General features: G+C 67.6%; 22 protein-coding genes and 2 pseudogenes. 12 read left to right on the top strand and 12 right to left on the bottom strand.

Annotated features, from left to right (window positions below):
- Window positions 1–148 precede the first annotated feature (148 nt).
- Window positions 149–1,885: a DUF4389 domain-containing protein gene (locus AC1D1W_RS10030; protein ID WP_476943572.1), complete on the top strand. Its 1,737-nt coding sequence runs from the start codon at window positions 149–151 to the stop codon at window positions 1,883–1,885.
- 91 nt (window positions 1,886–1,976) lie between these two features.
- Window positions 1,977–2,756 carry an SDR family NAD(P)-dependent oxidoreductase gene (locus tag AC1D1W_RS10025; RefSeq protein ID WP_243178031.1) on the top strand — a complete coding sequence of 260 codons (780 nt, stop codon included), beginning with the start codon at window positions 1,977–1,979 and terminating at the stop codon, window positions 2,754–2,756.
- 6 nt (window positions 2,757–2,762) lie between these two features.
- Here the strand turns inward: AC1D1W_RS10025 and AC1D1W_RS10020 are convergent, their stop codons facing one another.
- The 4 genes from AC1D1W_RS10020 to AC1D1W_RS10005 all read right to left on the bottom strand — a co-directional run bounded on the left by AC1D1W_RS10020 (window position 2,763) and on the right by AC1D1W_RS10005 (window position 6,839).
- A complete protein-coding gene (locus tag AC1D1W_RS10020; RefSeq protein ID WP_018776075.1) occupies window positions 2,763–3,422 on the bottom strand; it encodes a GntR family transcriptional regulator in 660 nt (219 codons plus the stop codon).
- Window positions 3,423–3,541: 119 nt separating this feature from the next.
- Window positions 3,542–4,534 (bottom strand): transketolase family protein, encoded by a 993-nt coding sequence (locus AC1D1W_RS10015; protein WP_243178029.1) that lies wholly within the window; start codon window positions 4,532–4,534, stop codon window positions 3,542–3,544.
- Window positions 4,531–5,412: a transketolase gene (locus AC1D1W_RS10010; protein WP_439954096.1), complete on the bottom strand. Its 882-nt coding sequence runs from the start codon at window positions 5,410–5,412 to the stop codon at window positions 4,531–4,533. The genes AC1D1W_RS10015 and AC1D1W_RS10010 overlap by 4 nt, the downstream gene beginning before the upstream one ends.
- Window positions 5,413–5,501: 89 nt before the next feature.
- A complete protein-coding gene (locus AC1D1W_RS10005; RefSeq protein ID WP_243178027.1) occupies window positions 5,502–6,839 on the bottom strand; it encodes an MFS transporter in 1,338 nt (445 codons plus the stop codon).
- A gap of 194 nt (window positions 6,840–7,033) precedes the next feature.
- Here AC1D1W_RS10005 and AC1D1W_RS10000 point away from each other — a divergent pair, with 194 nt between their 5' ends.
- The 6 genes and pseudogenes from AC1D1W_RS10000 (at window position 7,034) to AC1D1W_RS09975 (ending at window position 10,753) form a co-directional block, all read left to right on the top strand.
- Window positions 7,034–7,858: a sugar phosphate isomerase/epimerase family protein gene (locus AC1D1W_RS10000; RefSeq protein ID WP_476943571.1), complete on the top strand. Its 825-nt coding sequence runs from the start codon at window positions 7,034–7,036 to the stop codon at window positions 7,856–7,858.
- 98 nt (window positions 7,859–7,956) lie between these two features.
- The gene (locus tag AC1D1W_RS09995; RefSeq protein WP_243178025.1) at window positions 7,957–8,730 is read left to right on the top strand and encodes an SDR family NAD(P)-dependent oxidoreductase; all 774 of its coding nucleotides are present in this window, start codon (window positions 7,957–7,959) and stop codon (window positions 8,728–8,730) included.
- Between the two features lie 45 nt (window positions 8,731–8,775).
- A pseudogene (locus AC1D1W_RS09990) lies at window positions 8,776–8,997 on the top strand (dihydroxyacetone kinase subunit DhaK); the annotation flags it as partial.
- A gap of 19 nt (window positions 8,998–9,016) precedes the next feature.
- Window positions 9,017–9,325, top strand: a complete 309-nt coding sequence (locus AC1D1W_RS09985; RefSeq protein ID WP_476943580.1) for a DAK2 domain-containing protein — start codon at window positions 9,017–9,019, stop codon at window positions 9,323–9,325.
- A gap of 14 nt (window positions 9,326–9,339) precedes the next feature.
- Window positions 9,340–9,793, top strand: a pseudogene (locus AC1D1W_RS09980) (RpiB/LacA/LacB family sugar-phosphate isomerase); the annotation flags it as partial.
- Window positions 9,776–10,753: a cytochrome c oxidase assembly protein gene (locus AC1D1W_RS09975; RefSeq protein WP_476943579.1), complete on the top strand. Its 978-nt coding sequence runs from the start codon at window positions 9,776–9,778 to the stop codon at window positions 10,751–10,753. The pseudogene AC1D1W_RS09980 and the gene AC1D1W_RS09975, both read left to right, overlap by 18 nt.
- A gap of 23 nt (window positions 10,754–10,776) precedes the next feature.
- On the opposite strand, the gene AC1D1W_RS09970 is transcribed toward AC1D1W_RS09975, so the two are convergent.
- The 4 genes from AC1D1W_RS09970 to AC1D1W_RS09955 form a co-directional block, all read right to left on the bottom strand.
- Window positions 10,777–11,898, bottom strand: coding sequence for a sulfite oxidase (locus AC1D1W_RS09970; protein WP_243178023.1), 1,122 nt, complete (start codon window positions 11,896–11,898; stop codon window positions 10,777–10,779).
- Window positions 11,899–12,060: 162 nt separating this feature from the next.
- The gene (locus AC1D1W_RS09965) at window positions 12,061–12,915 is read right to left on the bottom strand and encodes an SDR family oxidoreductase (protein WP_476943570.1); all 855 of its coding nucleotides are present in this window, start codon (window positions 12,913–12,915) and stop codon (window positions 12,061–12,063) included.
- A gap of 3 nt (window positions 12,916–12,918) precedes the next feature.
- Window positions 12,919–13,923 (bottom strand): aldo/keto reductase family protein, encoded by a 1,005-nt coding sequence (locus tag AC1D1W_RS09960; protein ID WP_476943569.1) that lies wholly within the window; start codon window positions 13,921–13,923, stop codon window positions 12,919–12,921.
- Between the two features lie 40 nt (window positions 13,924–13,963).
- A complete protein-coding gene (locus tag AC1D1W_RS09955; protein WP_476943568.1) occupies window positions 13,964–14,572 on the bottom strand; it encodes a hypothetical protein in 609 nt (202 codons plus the stop codon).
- 292 nt (window positions 14,573–14,864) lie between these two features.
- On the opposite strand from AC1D1W_RS09955, the gene AC1D1W_RS09950 reads away from it, so the two are divergent.
- The gene (locus tag AC1D1W_RS09950; RefSeq protein WP_476943578.1) at window positions 14,865–15,281 is read left to right on the top strand and encodes a YchJ family protein; all 417 of its coding nucleotides are present in this window, start codon (window positions 14,865–14,867) and stop codon (window positions 15,279–15,281) included.
- Window positions 15,282–15,307: 26 nt separating this feature from the next.
- Here AC1D1W_RS09950 and AC1D1W_RS09945 read toward each other — a convergent pair whose 3' ends face one another.
- From AC1D1W_RS09945 to AC1D1W_RS09930, 4 genes are all read right to left on the bottom strand, one after another.
- Window positions 15,308–16,105 (bottom strand): hypothetical protein, encoded by a 798-nt coding sequence (locus AC1D1W_RS09945; RefSeq protein ID WP_243178019.1) that lies wholly within the window; start codon window positions 16,103–16,105, stop codon window positions 15,308–15,310.
- 116 nt (window positions 16,106–16,221) lie between these two features.
- Entirely contained in the window at window positions 16,222–18,258 is a 2,037-nt protein-coding gene (locus AC1D1W_RS09940) for an acyl-CoA dehydrogenase family protein (RefSeq protein WP_476943567.1), read from the bottom strand.
- A 63-nt stretch (window positions 18,259–18,321) separates the two neighbouring features.
- Window positions 18,322–18,660 carry a hypothetical protein gene (locus AC1D1W_RS09935; protein WP_243178018.1) on the bottom strand — a complete coding sequence of 113 codons (339 nt, stop codon included), beginning with the start codon at window positions 18,658–18,660 and terminating at the stop codon, window positions 18,322–18,324.
- Window positions 18,661–18,864: 204 nt separating this feature from the next.
- Window positions 18,865–19,245 (bottom strand): PepSY domain-containing protein, encoded by a 381-nt coding sequence (locus tag AC1D1W_RS09930; protein ID WP_243178017.1) that lies wholly within the window; start codon window positions 19,243–19,245, stop codon window positions 18,865–18,867.
- 164 nt (window positions 19,246–19,409) lie between these two features.
- On the opposite strand from AC1D1W_RS09930, the gene AC1D1W_RS09925 reads away from it, so the two are divergent.
- From AC1D1W_RS09925 to AC1D1W_RS09915, 3 genes are read left to right on the top strand one after another with little or no spacing between them, the layout of a single operon-like run.
- Entirely contained in the window at window positions 19,410–20,882 is a 1,473-nt protein-coding gene (locus tag AC1D1W_RS09925) for a DUF3375 family protein (RefSeq protein ID WP_243178016.1), read from the top strand.
- Between the two features lie 2 nt (window positions 20,883–20,884).
- A complete protein-coding gene (locus AC1D1W_RS09920; RefSeq protein WP_476943566.1) occupies window positions 20,885–21,877 on the top strand; it encodes a DUF4194 domain-containing protein in 993 nt (330 codons plus the stop codon).
- On the top strand, window positions 21,874–25,425 hold the full coding sequence (locus AC1D1W_RS09915; protein WP_476943565.1) for an ATP-binding protein: 3,552 nt from the start codon (window positions 21,874–21,876) through the stop codon (window positions 25,423–25,425). The genes AC1D1W_RS09920 and AC1D1W_RS09915 overlap by 4 nt, the downstream gene beginning before the upstream one ends.
- Window positions 25,426–25,440 lie beyond the last annotated feature (15 nt).

Genomic DNA, 25,440 nt, shown 5'->3' with positions numbered 1-25,440 from the left:
CGTCGTCCTCCACTCCGGCAGTGCCGGCGCGATCGACGAAGCCAAGCCGTTCGTGATCTCGCTCGGGCGGTAGCGGCCCGGGCCGCCAGCTTCCGGAAGCCACGCCCGGCCGGGCGTGGCAAACGGACCATCTGAAAGGACGGCGGCCATGAAAGCAGGCCGGATTGTCATGCTGGTGATCGGCTCGCTGTGCGCGCTGGTCGGTTTGGGACTGTTGGCGGGCGCCGGTTTTGCGGGCTGGGTCAACGACCAGCAACGTGACGGCAGGTACTTCATCACGCCGTCGGCGCCTTTCTCAGGCAATTCCTACGCGCTGACGACCCCCCGGCTGGACCTCATGACCGGCGGCGGCGTGGACGACGGCGTTCCGGTGGACATTGCGGGCAGCGTGCTGCTCCGCGGTTCCTCCACCGACCCCGGCAAGGAAATCTTCATCGGAATTGCCCCGCGGGCCGACGTCGCGACGTACCTGGCCGGTGTCCGGCGCACCGAAATCGTCGACGTCAGGTTCAACCCCTTCCGCGCGCGGTACCGCGAAGTGGCCGGCTCCCAAATCCCGTCCACCCCGGCGCAGCAGACCTTCTGGGCCGCGACTGCCACAGGCCCGGGGGAACAGGAACTGACCTGGGACCTCCGCTCCGGATCCTGGGCAGTGGTGGTCATGAATGCCGACGCGACGTCTCCGGTGAGCGTGAATCTGCAGGCAGGGGCACGCACAGACCTGCTCCTGCCGGTGTTCATCGGCCTGCTGATCGGCGGACTCGTGATGCTGCTGATCGGCGTGCCGCTGATAGTGCTGGGCGCCGTTGGACTCGGCCGCGGCGGCCCGGGCCAAGGCGGGACGGGCAGCGGTGTCCCTCCCGGCCGCTTGCCGGCCCACCCCGGCCAGCCGTATCCCGCGGGTCCCTACCCGCCCAGGGTCACCCCCGGCCAGCAGAACAGTGCGGCCCCGCCGGGTGCCGTGGCGGCCTACGCTGCCCCGCCGGGGACTCCGTATCCGGTGGCGCCAGGTGCTACGACCGCATATGTGTACCCCGCCCGTCTCCACGGCTACCTCGACCCGAACCTGTCACGGTGGATGTGGCTCGTGAAGTGGTTCCTGGCCATCCCGCACTTCATCGTCCTGTTTATCCTCTGGTTCGCCTTCGGAGTGGTCACGATTGTGGCGTGGTTCGCGATCCTGTTCACGGCGCGCTACCCGCGCTCGCTGTTCAATTTCAGTGTCGGTGTGATCCGCTGGAACTGGCGTGTGGCCTTCTACGCCTTCAGCGCTATCGGCACGGATGTCTATCCCCCCTTCACCCTGGCCCGCACCGATTACCCGGCGGACTTCGACGTCGACTATCCCGAACGGCTGTCCCGCGGCCTGGTGCTGGTGAAATCCTGGCTGCTGGCCATTCCACATCTGCTGCTTATCAGCCTGCTGACGGGGACCGCGAGGACGTGGGAGTACCGGGACGGCGAGTGGGTGCAGCAAGGTGTGGGCATCTCCCTCCTGGGGCTGCTGGTCCTGATCGCCGGCGTGATCCTGTTGTTCACGGGCCAATACCGGCGGGGGCTCTTCGACCTCCTGCTTGGCCTGAACCGCTGGATCTACCGCGTTATCGCCTACGTTGCCCTCATGCGGGACGAATATCCGCCATTCCACCTTGATATGGGTCCGGTCGATCCGGGCGAGCTGCCGGTGCCTGCATACGCCGGACCCGCGCTCGGACCCGCCGGACCAGGACCCGGGCCCGTCGGTCCTGGACCAGCCACCGGACCCGCGGTCGGACCCGGACCCGGACCCTCCGCCGGACCAGGACCCGGGCCCGCGCCCGAACCCGGACCCGCGCCCGGAACCGGAGGACCAGCCACCGGACCCGGAGGACTGCCCAGAAGCTAATGCGGCGCTGCGCCCGGTCCTCTTGCCACCCGCCCTCCGCAAGAACATAGTTGAGGGAATTCACGTACTCCGCGGCACTAGGCAGGCGACCATGGTGAACATCGGGATTCCGGAAAACGGCGTGCTTCACGGCAAGACCGCCCTGATCTACGGCGGCGGCGGGGCGGTCGGCGGGGCGGTGGCAAGGGCTTTCGCGGCCGACGGCGCCACGGTGCACATTGCCGGAAGGACGGAATCGCGGCTGGAAAAAGTAGCCAATGACATTCGCGAGGCAGGCGGCACAGCCGAAACCGCCGTCGTCGACGCCCTGGACGAAGAGCAGGTGGATGCCTTCGTAAGCCGGGTGGCGAAGAAGAGCAAGAGGATCGACATCTCCTTCAACGTGATCTCATTCGGCGACGTCCAGCAGCCACTCATGGAGATTGATGTGGATGACTTCACCCAGCCCATCACCCTGGCCGCGCGGACGCACTTCCTGACCACCCGCGCGGCCGCCGCCCACATGGTCAAGCAACGCTCCGGCGTCGTGCTCATGTTCGGCGGCTCGGGCCCGCAGACGATCCCCGGTCTGGGCGGTTTCAAGGTGGCGCTCGACGCGATGGAAGGACTACGCCGGCAATGGGCCCTGGAACTGGGAAAACACGGCATCAGGGTGGTCACCATGGTCACCGGCGGCATTATCGAAACCATCCCGTGGCAGGCCGAGGGCCGCGATGAGATCGTGGTGGAGATTGCCAGGGCCGCGCATTTGAACCGGACGGCCACGCTGGCGGACGTCGGTAACGTGGCCTCCTTCATCGTCTCGGACAAGGCGGCGGCCATCACGGACGCTACCGTCAACATCTCCGCCGGCGCGATCGTGGACTACTGACGCCGGTCAGGCCACCAGGTTGGCTGCGGCGACGTCCATGTGTTCGAGGACCGTCGTGCGGGCCAGTGTCGCGTTGCCGGTCTCGATCGCGGCGACGATGTCGTGGTGCCGGTCCACGCTCATGTTCTTGACGGCCCTCTCGATCCCGGCAAACATGATGGACATCCGAATGGAGCCCTCAAGCGACTCCCAGGAGTGCAGCAGGGTCTCGTTTCCGGTGAGCCGGCACAGTGTCCGGTGGAACTCCAGATCGGATTCAATCCGTTCCTCCAGGCTGGCCTCGGCGGCCGCGGCCATGGCATCGACGGCCGAGCGCAGGGATGTAATCACGGAGGCCCGGTCCGGCAGCTCACACAGTGTCCGGACCGCAAGCGATTCGAGCGCGGCCCGGACAGCGAAGATGTCCCGGATTTCCTTGCCGTCCAGGTGCCGCACGGACAGCCTGCCGCGCGGACCGGCCGACAGCAGTCCTTCTTGCTCCAGCTGGCGCAGGGCCTCGCGCAGTGTTCCGCGGCTGATCTGGAGCATGTCGGAGAGTTCGGTCTCCACCAGATGCCGTCCTGGCTCCAGCTCTCCGCTCGTGATGGCCGTGCGCAGGGCAGATAGCGCCTGCTCGCGGAGGCTCTTCTTTTCCAGTCCGAGAAGCGGGGCTGTTGCTCCGGCCATTGTTAGTCCTCACGCTCAGCGGTCAACTGTTTGTCAGTGGTCAACTGTTTACAGTTCGTGTGTTAACAGTTGATGGTACGGCACGGGCGGGACCGGCAGCTGCCGGCCCCCGCCCATCCTCAGCCGAGTTCGGCGAGCACCTTGGCAACGACCCTCTGCACCGAGAGGCCGTAGCGTTCGTGCAGGGTGGGCAGCGCGCCCGCGTCCAGGAATTCGTCCGGCAGCGCTACCGGCACCACCCGTTTACCCAGCCCCGCGGTGACCACGGCCGAGGCCACGGTCTCGAACAACCCGCCCACCACACTGTGGTTCTCCAGCGTGACCGCGAGGCGGTCGGTGTTCAGCTCGGCGAGGACCGTCGCGGCGTCGAACGGCTTGATGGTGGGGGCGTGGACGACGGCGACATCCACGTGGTGGGCAGCCAGCGCCTCGGCCGCCTGGAGTGCCCGCATGGTCATCAGCCCGCTGGAGATGAAGACGACGTCACGGCCGCCACGCAGGACTTTCGCCTTGCCGAGTTCGAACGTGTAGTCGTACTCGTCCAGCACGGTGGGGACGTTGCCGCGCAGCAGTCGTAGGTACGTGGGGCCCTCGCTGGCGGCCAGTTGGGGGACGGCCTGCTCGATGTCCAGCGAGTCGCACGGGTCCACGATGGTCAGATTGGGCATGCCGCGGAAGATCGCCATGTCCTCGGTCGCCTGGTGGCTTGGACCGTAGCCGGTGGTCAGCCCCGGGAGCCCGCCGACGATATTGACGTTGAGGTTTGGCTCGGCGGCATCCAGGCACAGGAAATCGTAGGCGCGCCGGGCAGCGAACACCGAGTACGTCGAGGCGAACGGGACCAGGCCGGTCTCAGCCAGGCCCGCCGCGGCGCCGAAGAGCAGCTGTTCGGCCATGCCCATCTGGAAGAAGCGTTCCGGGAATGCCTGGGCGAAAATGTGCATGTCCGTGTACTTGCCCAGGTCCGCGGTCAGTCCCACGATCTTGTCGTTCACCTGCGCGGCCTTGACCAGGGCGTGCCCGAACGGCGCGGACGCGGTCTTCTGGCCCGGGTCCGCGAAGGAGGCGATCATGGCAGAGGTTTTCAGCTTCGGTGTTGTTGCGGTACTCATCGTGCGGCCTTTCCTTCGAAACCTGCGGTCAGCTGCTCGCGGCAGAGCTGCCATTCGTGTTCTTCGATGCGCATGAAGTGGGCTTTTTCGCGGTCCTCGAGCAGCGGCACGCCGCGGCCCACCTTCGTGTCGCACAGGATCACGGAGGGACGTCCGACGGCGGCCGCCTGGGCGGCCGCGTTGTCGAACGCGGCCAGCAGCGCGCCGACGTCGTTCCCGTTCACGCGCTGGGCGTACCAGCCAAACGCCTGCCACTTTTCGGTGACGGGCTCGGTGCGCAGCACGGTGTCGGTCTTGCCGTCGGCCTGCAGGGCGTTGATGTCCACCATGGCGGTGAGGTTGCCGAGGTGGTGGTGGTGGGCGCCCATCGCGGCCTCCCACGTGGATCCCTCGTCAAGTTCGCCGTCGGAGAGGAAGTTATAGACCCGGGAACCCGAACCCTGGTAGCGCAGGCCCAGGGCGGCGCCGACGGCGATGGAGAGTCCGTGGCCGAGGGAGCCGCCGGAAATCTCCATGCCGGGGGTGTATGTGGACATCCCGGACATCGGCAGCCGGGAGTCGTCCGAGCCGTAGGTCTCCAGTTCCTTGACGGGGATGATTCCGGCCTCGGCGAGGGCCGCGTAGTGGCCGATCGCGTAGTGGCCGGTGGAGAGCAGGAACCGGTCGCGGTCCTCCCACTCAGGGTCGTCGGCGCGGAACCGGAGCTGGTCCGCGTAGACCGCGGCGAGCATGTCGGCCGCGCCGAGGGCCTGGCCAACGTAGCCTTGGCCTTGGACTTCGCCCATGTTCAGGGCATGGTGGCGGATCCGGTAGGCGGCCCCTTCGACCCGTGCCAGGCGTTCTGCCTCGGCGTCGGAGGCGTTGCCTCGGGTGGTTATTTCCTGTGTTGAAACCACGATTCTTCCTTTCAGATATGACGTGGCGAGCTGCTGCGGGAGGCCTTCGACGGCTTCCGGGCGGTGCGTATCTACGCGCTCACGTGGGTGGGGGTGCTTTTGGTAGCCTGATCCGCGAAATCCCGTTCGCGCTTGCCCCAGGTTTCACGGGTGGCGACGGCGGCCCACAGGCCGATGGCGGCGTAGGTGCCGAAGAGCAGTGCCGGTCCCATCCAGCCGAAGCTGACGAAGAGCAATGTGGTGATGAACGGGGTGAACCCTGAGACCATGGCCGAGATCTGGTAGGCCAGCGAGGCGCCGGAGGCGCGGGTCTTGGCCTGGAACAGCTCCGGGAACCACGGGCCCTGGGCGCCGGCCAGGGAGTTCTGGCAGACGGCGTAGGAGATCACGAGGGTGGCGATGATGAAGATGAACAGTCCGGTGTTGACCAGCAGGAACATCGGCACCGCGAAGGCAACGGCGAAGGCGCAGGACCAGATATACAGCGGGCGCCGGCCGATCCTGTCCGTCAGCCGTGCCCAGGCCTGGGTGGCGAAGATGCCGATTGCGGAGGCGATGCACAAGGCCACGAGCGTCTGCGACTTGTCGGCCAGGTGCTGGCTGTTCAGGTAGGAAATCATGTAAGTGATGGACACGGCGTAGCCGGCGGTCTCGGCGATGCGCAGGCCGATGCCCTTGACGATGTTGCGCCAGTCGGTCTTCAGGACCTCCTTGATGGGCGACTTGACGATGTCGCCGCTGTCCTTGACCTCGTCGAAGACGGGGGATTCGGGGACCTTGGAGCGGATGATCAGTCCGACGACGACCAGCACGATGCTGGCCAGGAAGGGAATGCGCCAGGCGAGTTCGCCGCCGAGCTGGACGCTGAAGAGGAACACGAGGTTGGCCAGCAGCAGCCCGACCGGGAAGCCGGCCTGGACCATGCCTGTGTACTTTCCCTTCGATTTCCAGGGTGCGTGTTCGTAGCTCATGAGGATGGCGCCGCCCCACTCCGCGCCGAAGGCCAGGCCCTGGACGATGCGGACAAACACCAGCAGAGCCGGAGCCAGCAGACCCACCTGGGCGTAGGTGGGGAGCAGGCCTATGACGAAAGTGGCGATGCCCATGAGGATCAGGGAGGCCACCAGGACTGGCTTGCGGCCGACCTTGTCCCCAAGGTGCCCGCCGATGATGCCGCCGATCGGGCGCGCCGCGAATCCGACACCCAGGGTGGCGAAGGCAGCCAGGGTTCCGGTCACAGGATCGCCGGTGGGGAAGAAGGCCGTACCGAAGTACAGGGCAGCCGCTGTGCCGAAGCCGATGAAGTCATAGGTTTCGATGACGGCGCCGACGCTGGAGCCGATCGCGACCCGTTTCGCTTCCCTGGTGCCGTGCACCGGGCCCCGCATGGTGAGAGCTTCGTTGCTCATGTCAATCCCTTTCGAAGAGAGCTGCCGACGCTTCCGCACCGACACTGTCGACTGTTAACAGATGATACGCCAGTGTGACCCGCGCCATAAGGCAATGTCAACAGTCAACTTCAAAGGTTGACTGTTGACAGTCGAATTCTATAGTGTGGTCCATATCACCACCGCCTCCGGGCGCAACCAGAGGATTAACGACGATGTTCAATTCCCGACTCGGCTGCTCGTCCATCAGCTTCCGCCACCAGAGCCTGCCAGAGGCCCTGCGCACCCTCGAAGGCCTCGGCTTCGAGGAACTAGATCTCGGTGCGCTACCCGGAGTGTGCGACCACGTTCCCTACGACCTCGACGCCGATGCCGTCGCCGCCGTCACGGCCGAGGTGGTTGCCTCCGGGCTGCGGGTCCGGTCGGTCAACGGGGACATCGGGGACCTGAACGCCTTGCTCGACGCCGACGCACACGCAGCACGAAACCGGCACCTTGACGCGCTGCTCAGCTTGGCAGCCGGCACGGGCGCCAAGGCGCTGGTCCTGCCCTGCGGCGCCCTCGGCCGCGACCCGGTCCGCAGCCTCGACGAGGACCTGGACACCATTGCCGCGCAACTCACCGCCGCCAAGCGGCGGGCCGACGTGTTCGGCGTCGAGCTCTGGACCGAGTCCCTGCACTTCCTGCGGTTCTGCTGGAACCTCGAGCGCGCGGAATTGCTGGCCGGGCGGCTGGCCGGTTCCGGGGTCGGGATCGTCATGGACTTCAGCCATATCGTGGCCGCCGGCGAGGATCCGTTGGACTACCTCAGGCGCCATCAGGGCCGCATCGCCCATGTTCACTTGCGCGATGCCGTGCCGGGAAACATCAACCTCAGCATCGGCAACGGCCAGGCCGATTTCGCCGCCGGCCTGGAGGCCCTCGCGGCCGACGGCTACACCGGCCACTTCTCCCTGGAGCTGGAGACCCGGGACGTGACCCACGGGGAGCGCCCCGCGGCGGCCGCCAAGGCCGCGAGCTTCATCACAGACCTCATCTGAACCATCGATTGCTCCGCAACGGCCCTTTTGGACCGCCAAAACGGCGCTACTGGAGCAATCAATTCAATCAAAGACACAACACCAACCCAAGGAGCATCATGAGCACCATCCAGCGCACCGCCGTCCTCACCGGGGCAACCTCGGACCGGGGCATCGGCATCACCACCGCACGCCGCTACGCCAGCCAGGGTTGGGCCGTGGTGATCCTGGACCTCGATGGCGAGAAGTCCGCCAAGGTCGCAGCGGAGATCGGCAACGAGTTCACCGTTCCCGCCTTTGGCTACGAGGTCGACGTCGCCAGCGAGGACTCCGTGACAGCCGCGTACAACGCCGTGGCCGCCGAAGTCCGCTCCGGCAGCCTTCCCGCCGTCGGGGCCCTCGCCAACATCGCCGGCATCACCTCCCCGGTGCCGTTCCTCGAGACCACCCTGGAGCTCTGGAACAAGGTCATGGCCGTGAACGCGACGGGAACCTACCTTGTCACCCGCGCCTTCCTGCCGGACATGATCGCCAGCGGCTGGGGCCGGATCGTGAACATGTCCTCCGTCTCTGCCCAGCGCGGCGGCGGCGTCTTCGGCAAGGTGCCCTATTCCGCGGCCAAGGCGGCCATCCTGGGCTTCACCAAGGCCCTGGCCCGCGAAATCGGCAGCACCGGCGTGACCGTCAACGCCATCACCCCCGGCGCCGTGGACACGAATATCCGCGTGGGCAGCACCGAAGAGCAGGAAGCGGCCATCAACGCCGGAATTCCGCTGGGGCGCAACGCCAGCACCGAGGAAATCGCGGCCGTCATCACCTTCCTGTCCTCCGAGGAGTCCGCCTACCTCACCGGGACCACCATCGATATCAACGGCGGAAGCCACATCCACTAGCAGTCCCGCCGTTGAGAAGACCGCGAGCAGCTGAAAGAGCCCACGATGACCAGAATGTTTAACAACCCGTCCGATTTCGCCGAAGAAGCCCCCGCCGGCTTCTGCGACGTCCATGCGAACCTGGTGCGCCAGGTGCCCGGCGGCGCCGTCCGCCGGTACCGGCCCCGCCAACCGAAGGTGGCCGTGCTGGCCGGCGGCGGCTCGGGGCACTACCCGGCCTTCGCCGGGCTGATCGGCACCGGACTGGCCGACGGCGCCGCCGTCGGAGTCGGAAAAACGACGCGGCATTGCCGGTGATTTTACGGTCTTCGGCGACAAGACCATGGTGGACGCGCTGGTCCCGTTTGCCGGGACCTTCAGCCGGCTCACCAGCGCAGGGGCCGGGGCGGATGCCGGGTGGGCGGAAGCTGCGCGGGAGGCTGCCTCCGCGGCCCAGGCCACCGCGGCCCTGCGCCCGCTGAAGGGCCGGGCGCGGCCCCTGGCGGAAAAGAGCGTGGGCACACCCGACCCCGGAGCCACGTCCCTGGCGATGGTGTTCACTGTGTTCGGTCCGCACCTTGCCGGTGTGCGGCAGGCTGCAGGGGCACGCCCGTGAGCCCGGGAGCAGGGATCCGGCTCATTGTGGGTGCGGACGAAGCCGGAGTGGACTACAAGGACCAGATCCTGGCGGACCTCCGGACGGACCCGCGGGTGGCCGAGGTCATCGATATCGGCGTCAACCGCGGCGACGCCCCGGAGGAGTTCGCCAAGCCCTACCCGTACGTGGGCATCGCCGCGGGCGAATTGATCCGGGACGGGCAGGCGGACCGGGCCATCCTGTTCTGCGGCACGGGGATCGGTCGCCATTGCCGCCAACAAGGTGGACGGCATCCGGGCCGCGACCGCCCATGACTGCTTCAGCGTGGAGCGGTCCGTACTCTCCAACGACTGCCAGGTCCTCACGATGGGCCAGCGCGTGGTGGGACTGGAACTGGCACGGCGGCTCGCGCGGGAGTGGATCGGCTACACCTTCGATCCCTCGTCCGCCTCGGCGGACAAGGTCAAGGTGCTGACCGGCTACGAGGATGCTGAGGCCTGCCCCGGGCCGCCCGGCCAGGCACGGGCCCGGCGTCTTCCAAGAAATGGTATCTATCATGAGCCCGTGCCGCCCCTTGATGTAGTCCTCACCGCCTGGCAGATCGACTGGGCCGCCGCCGCCCTGATCGGCGGCTCGGCGTTGCTGTATGCGCTGGGCCTGAGGGCCGCGGCGGCGCGCGGGCACCGCCATCCCGTGTGGCGGACGCTGGCGTTCTATCTTCTGGGCCTTGGGTCCCTGACAGTGCTGACGTGCGGGTTCCCTGGCGTCTACAGCGCGCAGCTCCGGTGGGCCTTCACGCTCAAGATTTCCCTGCTGCTCTTCGTGGTGCCGCTGCTGATCGGCCTGGGAAAACCCATCTCCCTCGCCCGTACGGCCCTGCCGCCGCGCGGCGTCGGCCGGCTGAACAGGGCGCTCGCCCACGGTGCGGTGCGGTTGGCCGGCAACTCCATGGCCGCCCCGCTCCTGGGCCTTGCCCTCTTCTCCACCTTCCTGACTCCGGCGTTCTACACCCTCCGCACAGCCGCTTGGGCCGAGGCGCTCCTGACAGTCGGGGTCCCGCTGCTTGGCATGATGATGGCCCTGCCGATCATCGAGGACGCGGACTTCCGCCGCTCCAGCGCGTTCTTCATCATGGAGTTCGTGTTTGTTTTCATCGAGTTGCTGGTCGATGCCGTGCCCGGGATCCTGCTGCGCCTCAACGGCCAGGTGCTGGATCACGTCGCATCGACGCCGTCTGCGCTGGGCTGGTTCCCCAACGCCCTGCGTGACCAGCAGCTGGCGGGGGACGTCCTGTGGTTCATCTGCGAAATTGTCGACTTGCCCCTGATCATCCTGATGTTCATCCGCTTCTCCCGCAGCGACAAACGCGAGGCCCGCGGCTTTGACGAGCTCACGGATTCCCAGCTCGATGAACTGAATGCGGAGCACCTGCGGCGCGGCCGCTAACTCCCCGCGCCCCGGGTGGGGCGCTATGCCACGCTGACCTTGATCCGCTGCACCACGTTGTTGCCCATGCCCTGGTAGTTCCATTCCGGTTCCAGCGGCTGGACCGCGCCGCTGGCATCCGTGGCACGGCAGGAGAGCTCGTGTTCGCCCGGATCGGCCACCCACGGCATCGACCACGCACACCACGCGAACGGCGCTGCCGGGTGCTCCAGATGGGCCGCGGCCCACTTTCCGTCGATTCCGACGTCGACGCGCTGCACGGCGCCCTGCCCGGACCAGGCCCGGCCGGTGAGCATCACCGGTCCCGGGGGCAGGATCCGGCTCCGGGTGAAGAAATCCGGGACGCCCGGGGGCACCATGAGCGAGCGGACCTTGATCCAGGTGACCGGGGTTCCGGGATCCTCGGCATCATGCTGGTAGCGGTACGCCACCGCCTGCTGGAAACCGTCATAGGGCTTGGTCAGAACCTTGATCGAGGTCAGCCACTTCACGCTCGCCATGCCGTACCAGCCGGGCACCACAAGCCGGAGCGGATAGCCGTGCTGCGGCGGCAGGTCCGCGCCGTTCATCCGGTAGGCGAGCACGACGTCGGGACGCAGGGCCTCCTCGATCGGCAGGCTGCGCGCGTACTGCTGGGCGACGCCGCCCTGGCTGCCGGCGTCGGCCCCGGTGAAGACCACCTCCACGGCGTCGTCCTCCACTCCGGCCCGCGTCAGCAGGTAGGCGAGCGGGACACCGGTCCACACGGCGGTCCCGACTCCCTCGAGTACCCACGGCTGGCTCAGCGGGCGCGGCCGCAGGAGGGACCGGCCGTTGCCGGCGCACTCCAGGGTGACCGGGAGGGTGATGCTCGGTGCCCGGAGCAAGGCCCGCAGGCTCAGTTCGAAGGACCGCTGCACGGCGCCGCCGATCCACAGATGCCAGTGTTCGGCATCGATGAACGGGATGTCGAAGTGCGTGAGCACGTAGTGCAGTCCAGGCGGTGTGGTGTCGCTCCGCAGGGCCTCGAGCGGCATGGAATGGTTCCGCACGGCCAGCTGGAGTTCCTCCGCCGTCAGCGGGCCGTGGCTCGGTTCGCCGGGATGCGCCCGGGGTTGTCCGGCCTGCCGGCGCGGACTCTTCAGGACAGAAGAGTGTCTGGACATTTGCTTTGGCATGGCATGCCGCGATTCTTTCCGGACCAGCCCGGTCCCGGTCCTGTGAAGGACCCGCCGGTTTAGTAGGTATCACCTGGTCTCAGGTCTACGCCGCAGCCCGGAAACCGTCAACACCGGGACGTGCAGGTCCCGCCCCTTCCGGTCCAGGGGCTACAGCGTGTGCGCCTTGGCCAGGAACTGCGCCAGGCTCAGCGGTTCCCGGCCCGTCAGCTCATGCACCGCCGACGTCGGACCGGCGAGTTCGCCGGCGGCGATGGCCGTGTAGGTGCTTACCCAGGCGTCCACCTGCCATGGCGGGGCGCCGTAGGAGGCGCGGGACCCGTAGGCCTCCGCCAGGGTCTCGTTGTGGAAGGTAATGGCCCGGTCGGTTCCGGCGGTCAGGAGTTCGGCGGCGCGGGCCAGCGAGATGTCTTCCGGGCCGGTCAGGTCATAGGTCCGTCCCACATGCAGGGACGGGTCCCGCAGCACGGTGACGGCCGATCGGGCAATGTCTGACCGCGCCACGGCAGCCATGACGCCGTCTCCGGCGGGGCCGCGGATCACGCCGTCCTCGCCGGCCAGCAGCGGCAGGAAGTCCAGGTAGAAGTTGTCCCGCAGGAACGTGTAGTCCATGCCGGAGGCCTTGATGCGCTCCTCCGTCGCGAAGTGGTCCCGGCCCAGCGTGAACGTGGAGTCCGGCGCCGCGCCGAAGAACGAGGTGTACACGATGTGCTGGACGCCCGCTGCGGCCGCGGCATCGACGAAGGCATAGTGCTGCTGCAGCCGGTCCTCGGCCTCGGCTGCGGAGACCATGAACAACGTTTTCGCCCCGGAAAGCGCTGTCTTCGTCCGCTCCGGCTCGGCGTAGGTGGTGACGAAGGGGACGGCGCCTTCGAGCTCAGGTGCCCGGGCGGCGTCTCGCACCAGGAGCCGTTGCTGGCTGCCGGCCTGGGACAGCTGCCTGGCCACCAGGGCGCCCAGCTGGCCGGTGGACCCGGTGACGGCAAGCTCGGGAGCGTTGGTCATGGCCTAGGCCTCGCGGGAGGCGGGCGACTTGGTCTGCGCGGGGTCGCGTTCGGCCAGTGAGCCGATGACGGCGTCGATCTTGTCCATGATCACCGCGTCCAGCTTCACGCCGGCTGCCGCGACGTTCTTCTCGATCTGCTCCGGCCGGGACGCGCCCATGATCGCGGAGGCCACGTTCTTGTTCTGCAGCACCCAGGCGATGCTGAGCTGTGCCATGGTCAGCCCGGCCTCCTCCGCGATCGGCTTGAGCTGCTGGACGCCGGTGAGGACCTCGTCGGACATCCAGCGCTCGATCATCCGCGAGCCGCCCTTGGAGTCCGTGGCGCGGCTGCCCTCAGGGGCAGGCTTGCCGGGGTGGTACTTGCCGCTCAGCACGCCCTGGGCAATCGGGGACCAGACAATCTGGGACAGGCCCAGTTCTACCGACGCCGGAATCACCTCGGCCTCAATCACCCTCCACAGCATGGAGTACTGAGGCTGGTTGGAGATCAGTTGGAAGCCCAGTTCCTTGGCGAGGGCATGGCCGTCGCGGATCTGGTTGGCCGTCCACTCGCTGACCCCGATGTACAGGGCCTTGCCCTGCCGCACGATGTCCGCGAAGGCCTGCATGGTCTCTTCCAGCGGCGTCTCGTAGTCGTAGCGGTGTGCCTGGTAGAGGTCCACGTAGTCGGTCTGCAGCCGGGTGAGGGAGCCGTTGATGGATTCCATGATGTGCTTGCGGGACAGGCCAAGATCGTTGTGGCCCTTGGGCCCGGTGGGGCCGAAGACCTTCGTGAAGATTTCCAGCGATTCGCGGCGCTCGTCCTTCAAGGCTGCTCCGAGGACCGTCTCCGCCGCTGTGTTGGCGTACACGTCGGCCGTGTCGAAGGTGCTGATACCGGCGTCGAGCGCGGCCCGGACGCACTGGGTGGCGACGTCGTTCTCCACTTGGGAGCCATGGGTCAGCCAGTTGCCAAACGTGATTTCTGAAATCTTGAAGCCGCTGTTCCCGAGGTATCTGAATTCCATGGGTTCCAACGTAGCGGACTTGCCTGCCCGGGGTAAGGGCTCAGCCGGCCTTGCGTTCCTGGAGCGGCTGTTTGGCCTTCCCGGCCGGCGGAGTGCCACGCAGCGCCACGAGCGATCCGGTGTCCAGCAGGGACTTCGCTGCGGGCATGGGCGGCTTTTTGAACGCCCGCGGGACGGCGCCAAGTGTTCCATTGGTGTCTGTGGCCGACTGCACGAGGGCAGAGACTTCCGTGATGTCCTGTGCCGGTGCCAGGGGGTCGGGCAGGTCCCGGACGGTGACCCGGACGGCGGGTCCGGCCTCGGCCCTGGCCCTCGCGGCGGCGCGGGCATCTGCCCGGGCCACTGCGGCCGCCCACTCCGGGGACAGCGCGGGTTCCTTTTTGGCTGCATTCCGGGCGGGGCGTGCGGGCTTCACGGCCTTGGCCGTCCGGTGCGGCGCCGGCTGTTCCGCAGCCCCATTTTCCCGTGATACCGGGGTTCCGCGAACGAGCCCGGCGACGGCCAGGACAACGACTGCCGCCAGCCGGCCGATCCCTGCGAGCACGAGGGTGGCGGCGAAGACCAGGAAGAGGCCGAGGAACATGAAGAACGCCACGCCGAGGGTCCCGAAAAAAGTCAGGTTCAGCGCAATGGTCGTTGGATCTTCCATGTCACCTCTCCTTGCCGGCCTGCTTCAGCGTGGTCCCTGCCGCAAGCACGCAGCGGGCAGGAGCCCCCTTAACAATACGTACTTTTCGCTGGCCCCGTGCCGCCCGCGGCAGTCGTGGCGAATATGTGTCAAAGCCGTTATCCGTGGGGCGGGGCACGGGCCCCCCCCGGCCGGGCGTCTATAGTCGGAGACAGCCTCGCCGGCGTCGTCCGGCCCGCCGGAAGGACATCTTGTGACGCACGCCGCAGCAGCCGATTCCGAGCCCGCCGGAGCATCCGGCACGGACCGGTCCGTGAGTATTCCGGAAGCGGCATATTCCGCGTTGTATGAGGGGAACTGCCTGTGCCTGTCGGGCGAGGCGTATGTGCACTGCTGCGGCCGGTTCCATCGCGGGGACGCCGAGGCGCCTACGGCGGAGCAGCTCATGCGCTCCCGGTACAGCGCCTTCGTGGTCCGGGACGCGGGGTACCTGCTCCGGACCTGGCACCCGGACACTCGGCCCGCTGAGCTGGAGTTTGACTCCGGCATGCAGTGGCGACGACTGGACATACTCTCCACCAGCCGCGGCGGCCCGCTGGACAGCGAAGGCACTGTGGAATTCGTGGCACACTACCGGCACGAGGGCGAACGGGGCCTGCACCGCGAAAGCAGCCGCTTTGTGCGGGTGGACCGGCGCTGGTACTACGTAGATGGCGTCGTTGCCGGCTGAGGCTTCCGGGGCTGACGCCGTCGCGGCTAGGGGCGCCCGGCTGAGTTGTCCCGTGCTGAGTTCTCTCCGGCTGAGTTGTCCCTGACGGTCTGGTTCTCAACCGTTGCTGCCGGGCTGAAGCCGGCCCGGTCCACCCTGCGGTGGAAACGCATTCCCGCGAGGCCGCCCAGCACTGCGCCCACCAAAGCCACCGCGGCCACGACGATCGCCGCGATGATGCTCAGGGTGTTCAATTCGCCCTCGTTGATCGGGATCCGCGGGAAGCTGTTCAGGTTGGCCAGGATGTTGAAGCGCTGCCCGGCGACCAGGCCCAGCACGGCGACGACGATCGCGGCGATCAGGGCCCAGATCCAGACCATGAAGCCCTGCTTGGCGCCGTTGAAGCGGGCCATCCGCCCGGCGACGTATCCGCCGCAGTAGTAGGCGACCAGGAGGATCACGAGCAGCACGATGATGCCGGTCAGCCCGACCGTCTGGTTGCTGGAGGCCTGGTCGACGGCGTCGTTCACATCGGTGTTGGTGGCCAGTCCGACGGCGGTACCGCCGGCAGCGACCAGCGCGGTGAGCAGCACGGCCGTACCCGTGGCCGTCAGCCAGCCGAAGAATGCCGAGCCGACCTTGATGCCGCCGAACTGTTCCTTCTCGCGGGCCACTACCGTCTCGCGCGTGGGGATCTCTTCCACGACAGTGTCGTGGACAGTCTCGCGGACCGGTGCGTCGCGGACGGGGTCGTCGTGGCGGACTGCTGTCACCGGACGGGTTGTGGCGTCGTCCTGCGCGGCGTGGCGTGTTGTCTTGTCGTCGGGGCCTGCGGTGCTGCTCATGAGGGCTGCTCACTTTCGCTGAATGACCGGGCACCCTGGAGGTGCCGGTCTGGCGTCAACCTAACCACGGCGGAATCCGGTTAGCAAGGATGCTTACTATCCGTGGCGGCGGCCCGTCAGCGGTACTTGCGGTGCAGGTCCTCCCGGACGGAGGCACGCCGGCTGGCGTCCGCGATCCACGGACCGGTCCCTTCGGACTGGTCGAGGATCCCGGCCTCCAGCCAGGTGTAGTCCCCGGCCAGTGTCTTGCGGGCCAGGGCATGGTCGGCGTCATCGGTGTTCCGCCACAGCCGGTCGAAATATTCGTCAACGCGAACGCGGGCCTGTTCGCAGTACGCCTCGGCGAGTTCGTACGCGGAGGCGCCGCGTTCCGGCTGCGTCCGCAGCAGCATCTCGGCGCGCGAACAGCAGGCGGCCATGGCAAACAGCTCCGCACCGATGTCCACGATCCGGCCCAGGAACGCCTGCTTGTGCTCAAGTTTGGCCTGCCACCGGCCCATCCCGTAGAAGGTCTGCCGGGCCAGGCGCCGGGAGGAACGCTCCACGTAGCGCAGCTGTTTCGCGAGCCGGCCGAAGTCGCTGTAGGAGCGCGGGTCCATGCCGGCGCCGGCCACGAGTTTGGGCAGCCACTTCGCGTAGAAGCCGGAGGCTCCGACGGCGGCCTTCGCCTTGTCGGAGAGGCGGGCGTCCTCCGAGGCGAGGTCTCCCGCGGCCGCCAGGTGCGCGTCCACGGCTTCACGGGCGATCAGCAGCCTCATGATTTCTGAGGATCCCTCGAAGATCCGGTTGATTCTCATGTCGCGGAGCTGCTGTTCCGCGGCGACGGCGCGCTCGCCGCGGGCTTCGAGGGAGTCCGCCGTTTCAAAGCCCCGGCCGCCGCGGATCTGCACGAGCTCGTCCGCGATGAGGCAGCTGATCTCCGTGGACCACAGCTTGGCCAGGGCCGCCTCGATCCGGATGTCTTTCTGCCCGGCGTCGGCCATTTCCGCGGAGAGTTCAAACACGGCGTCCAGGGCGAAGGCGCTGGCGGCGATGAAGGCGATTTTCTTGCCCACTGCCTCATGCTGGCCGATCGGCCGGCCCCACTGGGTGCGGGCGTCGGACCATTCGCGGGCGATCTTCAGGCTCCACCGGCCGGTGGCGACGCACAGCGCGGGGATGGAGAGCCGGCCCGTGTTCAGCGTGGTGAGGGCGATCTTCAGGCCCTGGCCTTCCCGGCCCAGCCGGTTGGCGGCCGGGACCCTGACCTGGTGGAAGCGGGTGACGCCGTTTTCGATCCCGCGGAGCCCCATGAAGGTGTTGCGGTTTTCCACGGTAATGCCGGGGGTGTCCATTTCGACCACGAACGCGCTGATGCCGCCTTTATTGGCGGTCCCGTCCGCATCGGTGTGCGGCGGCACGAGGGCCATGACCACGACGAGCTCGGCGATAACACCGTTGGTGGTCCAGAGCTTGACGCCGTCCAGGAGGTACGAGTCGCCGTCGTCGGAGAGGACGGCCGTGCTGCCCATCCGGGCGGGGTCGCTGCCGACGTCGGGCTCGGTGAGCAGGAAAGCGGTGACGGCGCCGGCGGCGCAGCGGGGCAGGTATTCACGCTTCTGGGCCGGAGTGCCAAAGACCTTGACGGGCTCCGGGACGCCGATCGACTGGTGCGCGGAGAGCAGGGCGCCGAGGCTTGGGTGCACCGAGCCCAGCAGGGCCAGGGCGCGGCCGTAATACACGAGCGTGAGGCCCAGACCGCCGTATTCGCGGGGAATCTTCATTCCGAATACACCGAGCTCCGCGAGCCCCTTGAGATAGTCGTCCGGGATCCGGTCGTCGCGTTCGATGGTGCGCCCGGACATCGTGCGGCAGTAGGCGGCCAGCCGGGCCATGAACGCCTCGCCGCGTTCGACGTCGTCGGCGGGAGCCTCGGGCCACGGGTGAATCAGCGACAAATCGAAGCTGCCGAGGTAAAGGCCCTTCGCGAAGCTGGGCTGGGTCCAGCTGGTTTCGCGGGCGGCCTCGGCAATGGCGCGGGCGTCGGCGGCCGTCGCGTCGGGGCCGACGTGCTCAGGGGCCCCGGCGGCCGCCGGAATCGGAATGCCTGATGTTGGAGAATCTGACGCTGGAGTACCGGGTGTGGTGGCGGGGTCTTCGATGGCGGAGCTCACGGGGCATCTCCTCTAACCGGGTGACCGGCTTGAGCCCTGGATCCGCCGCGGGTGGAGGACCCTTCAGCTGTCCCGCAATACTACTCGCGGGTAAGTGCCTGTGCTAGGGGAGGCCTGGCCCGGAAAGTCGGACCGGAAGTCCGTGCCGAAGTCGACCTGGAAATCGGCGGGCATCTCCACCGTTGAGGCGTGGTGGACCAGCCGGTCCCAACTGTGGTTGATGCCCTGGACCAGGCCCACCAGCGCGCCGGCCACGAGGTACCAGGCGAGCCGGCCGACACCGACCAATACCATGGCCGCGAACGCGGACACCATCATGAAGGCGCCGATCATCACGGCAAACACGAGGGTTCCAATGACCACCATCGTGCCGGTTTCCACTGCGCTTAGGTCGAACTGCATTCTTCCCCCTGCACCATTGCTCCGGTTGAACCAGTAGCCCGAGCGTAGGGTGCTGTGGGCGTGCTGAACTAGGGTCCTTTGGACATTGGCGGCCTCTTGATACGGGATCGAAATGCTACCGGGGCGTAGGTCACGGCGGTGTTGCGGCACCCTCGCCGATCGCGGGGGTCGCACCGCTTGCCAGTGCCGGGAGGCTGCCCGGTGTCAGTCTTCATCGTGTTCAGGGGCGCTCTGGCTCATGACCTGGAAGTCCGCGCCGAGGGCGACTTCGACCTGGGACCCGTCGTTTAGGCGTACCTCGACCTCGTAGGCCGCGCCGGAGTCGTCATCCCGCTCCACTTCGGTGACGCTGCCCTGGCCCACCTTCGCCAACGCAGCCTGTGTTGCCATGGCACGGTCGGCGTCACTGAGCGCCGGTCCATCGGAATCGTCACCGATCTCAAAGTTCCCGATCCTGGCGGTGAGGGCGCCCGCACTTCCGGACCAGACATCCCTGGCCTGGGTGGCCCCGACCGCAATTGACGCTCCCCCCAGCACCACCGCTGCAGAGGCCGCCCCCGTGATCCAGATCGTTCTCTTGCGCATGACCGTCTCCCTTCGGCTGGTCATTCCAGTGTGCGCCGACATAGGGGAGCAGACAACGATAAATGCGGACGGGGCCCTGCGTTAACCTTGTAGCTGGCAGTTTTTCGAATCCGCTGCCCCGCAAAGCCACCCCAAACCATCCCCTGGCAGCCGAAGGAGAGCGCGTGTCCCGTTCCGCCGTGTCATCAGCCGACGCCATCAGCACCCGGCTCCGGGACCTTGAGCTCCTTACCAAGGGACCTGCCTGGGCGCTGACGCGTTCGGCGCCTTGGGTGATCGCCGTGCTCCAGGCCTCCTTCACCCGCACGCGCGCGCAGCTGCCGCTGGAACAGTTCCACGCCGACGTCGACGCCTTCCTCGAGCAGCTCCGCCGGCAGGCCCCCGGCACGGGAGAGCAGCACAGTGGCTCGGCCAACGGCACACTTTCCGGAAAGAAATACGCGGACGAATGGACCCGCAAGAACTTCCTGACCCGCCGGAACCAGTCGGGCCAGATCGTTTACGAAGTCACGGAGCCTGCTGCCCGCGTCCTGGCTTTCCTGGACAGCCTCTCCAGTGAGCGGTCCACGCTGAACGGCTCCCGGCTCGGCACACTGCTGGGCGACGTCGAGAAGCTCGCCAACGAGACCAACCCGGACCAGAGCGCTCGCATTGAATCCCTCGAGGAGGAGATCGACGAGCGCCGCCAGCTGATGGAAGACATCAGCTCCGGCGATTTCGACGGGCTGCTCGACGACGACGAGGCCGTGGAGGCGGCAGGCAACATCCTCGATCTCGCGGCCAGCCTGCCCGCGGACTACAAGAAGATGCGTGACCGGATCGAAGAGCTCGTGGGGGAGCTGCGCAACCAGATCATCGAGGAATCGCTCAGCAAGGGCGCCACCATGGCCCAGGTGCTCGAGGCCGACAAGCGGCTGCGGCAGAGCCCCGAAGGCCGGACGTTCCGCTCCTTCACCGCGTTCCTGGAGGACCCGCAACAGCAGCTGCGCTTCCGGTCGGCGATCGGCGAAGTCCTGAGCCGGCAGTTCGCGGACGAGCTCAGCCACGATGAACGCGAGACGCTTAAGAACCTTGTGGCCGAACTCCGCACCCAGCACAGCCAGATCCAGCGGATCTACGGCAAGCTCAGCGAGAGCCTCAACACCTACGTCCAAAGTGACGACTTCCGGCAGTCGGTCCGGCTCCGGAAGGTCCTGCGCGAGGCTGAGCAGGCGATCCGCACCCTGCCGTACGAGCGCGAACGGCCCGGCCTTGTCCGCGGCCCGGTGCTGTTCAGCGCCGGTTTCGAGTCCCTGGCCATGGTCAAGCTCTTCGACCCTGACGAATTCGCGGCTCCACCCAAGCTGGCCGACCCCATCGCGTTCTCCGACTCGGACCGGGCGCGCTCGCCCCGGACCGCCAAGGCCAAGCCGGAGGCCATCCGCGCCGCGCTCGCGGGGGCCTCAACCCTCACCGAGGCCTGGGCGCAGCTGCCGGCAGAGGAACGCCACATCAACTCCATCCGGGCCCTGTTGTCGCAGACCCTCCACGAAGGCGCCGGCTTCGACCGGGGGACCTGGGGACCAATCGAATTCGAACAAATCGACGGCACCACCCGCACCGCCTACCTGCCCGTCGTCACGCTCGCGAAGGATTGACCATGACTGAAGAGACTGTGACCGAGACCCTGACCGAGACCCTGACCGAGACCGCGGCGGCGGACCTGCTGTCCGCGTCCGAGTCTGCGCCCGCGGACAGCGATGGCGCCCACGTCCGGAGCGACCCCTTCACCGTCACCCCCCGGGACACCTTCGTCGACGGCGCCGCGCTCTTCCCGGGCGACACCGGCGTGCTGCCCATGAAGGTGCGGCAGGCGCTCGTGAAGCTGCTCAAAGGCCCCTACATCGACGGCGGCCGCGACGAAAAACTGTGGACCACGCTCCTGGACAACCAGCTGATCCTGCGCAGCCGCCTCTCCGAACTCTTCCTGACGCTGCAACTGGACCACGAGCGCAAGGTCGCCGTCCTGCGCCCGGTTGACCCCGAGGCGATCGGCGGCAGTACGCGGTCCAGTATCCTGCGCCAGCAGCGTGCCCTGAGCCGGGTCGAGACCATCGTCCTGCTCCGCCTGCGCCTGCTCCTGGACCGGCACGTCACCGCACAGACGGACCCGACGATCACGCGCGAGGAAATCGCCGAACTCGTCGCCCACTACCAGCCCACCGGCCAGCAGGACGCCCTGCGCGATGCCGACGTCGTCAATCGCGCTATCACCAAGCTCCTGGCCCGTCAGCTCCTGCTCGCCACGGGCCTGGACGAGGTCTACACCATCTCCAACGCCCTCCCGCTGGCCCTGCCGTTCGAAAACATCGGCGACATCCCGGCCCAAATCGAAGCCCTGGTGGCAGCCAGCACAGACCAGTCGGGAACGGAGCCGCTCCTGGAGCTCGACACAGACACCTCGGCAAACGCGGAGGAAGACCCGGACGACGACGCCGACGCCGCCACCGAAGGTGATGATGACACCGGCGCAGCAACCGCTACGGACGCCAAAGGTGACCTGAACAGCGACGACGACGGCGATGCCGCCCCGGGAGTGGCATCGCCGTCGTCGTCACCCAGCCACACTGAAGAAGCCGAGGAGACCAAGTGAGCATCGCAACCATGCTCCCGATGGGCGAGCTTACCAACCCCGGCCAGATGCGCCTGGCCCTGGTCCAGGTGGTCAACTGGGGCACATTCCATGGCGCCCACACGATGCACGTGGACCGCAACGGCACACTGCTGACCGGCAATTCGGGCGTCGGAAAGTCCACGCTGTTCGATGCCATGCTTCGGGTCTTCGACGCCCGTCCCCGCTCCAACGAAGCTGCGGCACAGCGGGCAGGCGGCGCCGTCGAGGACAAGCGCACCACGTTCACGTACATGCGCGGCAAGGTAGGCGACAAGGCCGTGGGGGAGGGCTCGGCGAGTGCGTTTCAGCGCCCCGGCGCGACCTGGTCCGCCGTCGCGCTGACGTTCGACAACGCCGCCGGCACGCGGGTGACGGTCTCGGCGCTTTTCGACCTGCCCAAGAACGGCACGGAATCCAGCGTCGGCCGGTACTACGTGATCGATAACAAGCCGCTGGACCTCGCGGCGATCGAGGGCATCGCGGAGAAGCGGTTCACCAAGTCGGCGCTGGACGCGATCTTCCAGGACGCCCAGATCTTCGACGTCCACAAGGCCTTCGCCGAACGATTCCGCCGCCTCCTCGGCATCAACTCGGATCAGGCCCTTCCGCTGCTGCGCGTCATCCAGGCCGGCAAGGGACTCGGCGGCAGCGTCAACACCTTCTTCCGCGACCAGGTCCTCGATGCCCCTGCCACGCTGGCCGCGGCGGATGACGTGGTCGAGGAATTCAGCAACCTCATGTCCATCCGGCAGCGTCTCGAGGACGTCCGGCAGCAGCGCGACCAGCTGGCTCCCGTCCCCGGGCTTAACAAGGAATACGCGCAGGCGCTGCTGGACGCGAACCGGCTGCGGGACCTAACAGGTGAGGAATTCGAGGCCTACAAGCAGCAGCTCGCGGTCACAGTGCACGAGAAGACCCTGGCGCGGCTGAAGGAGCTGGCCCAGGCGAAGGCCACGGACCTGGCCGCCGAACGCGCTGTCCGTGACGGCTTCGCCAAGGAACTGCGCCAGCTGGAGGGCGAGTACAACAACCAGGGCGGCAACGCGATTTCCGCGATCGAGCAGTCTCTGGAGAACGCCCGGGTGGGGCTCAAGCTCCGGCAGGAAGTCGAGGCATCGACCCGCAAGGCGCTGACCGACGCCGGGCTGGAACTGCAGTGGTCGGCCGCCGGCTGGGATCAGGCCCACGAGCACGCCGCGGCACGCTCGGCTGAGCTCCAGGACGATTCCGAAGCGCTCAAGGAACTGCGCTTCGAGGCCTTTGATGGCCACGCCACCCGGAAGCGCGAACTCGCCGCGGCCCAGCAGGAGCTCGTCTCGCTGAAGACGCGCAAATCGTTGCTGCCGCCGTCGAGCATTGAAAACCGGAGCGCCATTGCCGCTGCCACGGGCGTGCCCGAGGAGCAGATGCCCTTCGGCGGCGAGCTGATCGACCTTGCCGAGGGCCAGGAACAGTGGCGCCCGGCTGCCGAGCGCGCGCTGCGGAGCCTGGCCACCACGCTGCTGGTCCCGGGCGAGCACTTCGCGGCAGTCACCCGTTACCTCAACGACCATTCCGTGCGCGGGGCGCTGCGTGCCGTGGACGTCTCCCGGCCCCTGGCCGGCGGTGCGCTGGCCGTCGAGGACGTGGCCGATCGCGACCTCCTGACCAAGCTCAGTTTCCTCACCGATGCCGGGCTGCCCGCCGGGCCACACGCCCAGGCGCTTGCGCAGTCCAGCGCCTGGCTCCGCGAACGGATTGCGCTCGACTTCGCCTACCCGTGTGTGGAAAACCCGGACGAGCTCGCCGGCCTGGACAAGGGCCTGAGCCTGGGCGGTGTGGTCAAGCGCAACCGCCACACGGTGGAAAAGGATGACCGCTTCACGTCCCGCCAGGACTACGTCCTCGGGTTCGACAATGCCGCCAAGCTCGAACTCGTGGCGGCCCAGGTTGAGGACCTGCAGCAGGAGCTGGCCAAGGCCGCCGAGCTGGCGCAAAGCCGGGAAGAGTCGCACCAGGGCATGACCCGGCAGCTTGAAGCCTTGCGCCGGGTGGCCGAGGACCACCGGCCCTGGGAACAGGTCTCGGCCGCCGTGGCCGGCGAGGAGCTCGCCCGGATCGAGCAGCGCCTCAAGGACGCTCTCGCCGCACAGGCCGACCTCGAACCGCTCCGCACCAGCATCGAAGCCGCGCGGCACAAGCACCAGTCCAGCACCGAATCCGCGGCCGTGCTGCAAAGCGAGTACAAGGCCCTCGACGCGCGCATGACCGCCGCTGGTGCGCTGCTCGATGCCGCACGCACCCGGCTGGCGCAGGCACCGCCGTCGGACGCCGGCGTCGCCGCACTGGAACCGTACTTCACCGGCTTCGGTGACGTCCTGGAGATGCACGAACTCGACAACCTCGCCAACCAGGTCCGCACCAGGCTCCTGGCCGAACTGCACGTCGCCGAGTCCCGCGGGCAGGCCACCTCGGAGCGCCTCACCCGCATTTTCGAGGGCTTCGTCCGGGAGTGGGGCACGGCGATTTCCGCGGACCACGGCACCTCGATCGGCGCCGCGGGGGAGTTCGAATCCCGCTACCACGCGATTGTCAGCGACGGGCTGCCCGCCCAGGAGGCCGAGTTCCGGCAGTTCTTCAACCAGCGGACGCACGAATCCTTTTCCACCCTGCTGCACCTGCTCGACGAGGAGCGCCGTGCCATCACGAGCCGCATCCTGCCGCTGAACGGGATCCTGTCCGAGGTCAACTTCCACGAGGGCAGCTTCCTGGAACTCGACATCAAGCAGACGCTGCCGGCGACGGCGAAGCAGTTCAAGGACGCCATCCAGAACGCGCTCAAGGTCCGGCACACCCGGCCCGGCAAGGCGGTTACTGCAGCGTCCGCTGCTGCGTCCGCCGCTACGTCCGCCGCTGCGTCCAGGGCGGAGGGGGACGACGACGCCGAGCTCACCACCCGCTACAAGTCGCTCGAAACGCTCGTGAAGCGGCTCGGCTCGCAGACCCCAGAGGACCGCCGTTGGCGGGCCGAAGTGCTGGACGTCCGCGGCCACCTGTTCATCCAGTGCAAGGAACACCGCGAAGTCCAGGGTGCCGGTTCCAAGGGCGCCGGTGCCAAGGGGGCGGCGAAGGGCGCGAAGAAGACCGAGGTCTACATGCACGCGGACACCGGCTCCATGTCCGGTGGCGAGCGGCAGCGCTTCACCGCGTTCATCATGGCGGCGGCGCTGAGCTACCAGCTGGGCATCGCCGAGCAGGGCTTCACCACGTACGGCACTGTCATGATGGACGAGGCGTTCGTGCTCGCCTCGGAGGAATTCGCCGGCGCGGGCATCAAGGCGCTGCATGAGTTCGGCTTCCAGCTCCTGCTGGCCGCGCCGGAGAACGTCATCGACCTCTCCCGGCACCTCGGCTCGGTGACGGAGATCCTCCGGGACAAGCGCACCAACCGTTCCGGCGTCCTGACGGCTCCGGTGATTGCCGCACGTCCGGGCACGGAGGGCACTTGGCGCTCCGAGGCAAACCCCGTGGACATCGTCCTGCGCTGACCTCACCCCTCGTTG

Source organism: Arthrobacter sp. P1_B4, from assembly GCF_056406555.1.
Note: the sequence above shows the minus strand (reverse complement) of the source record. Positions and strands in the feature narration are given on the sequence as shown.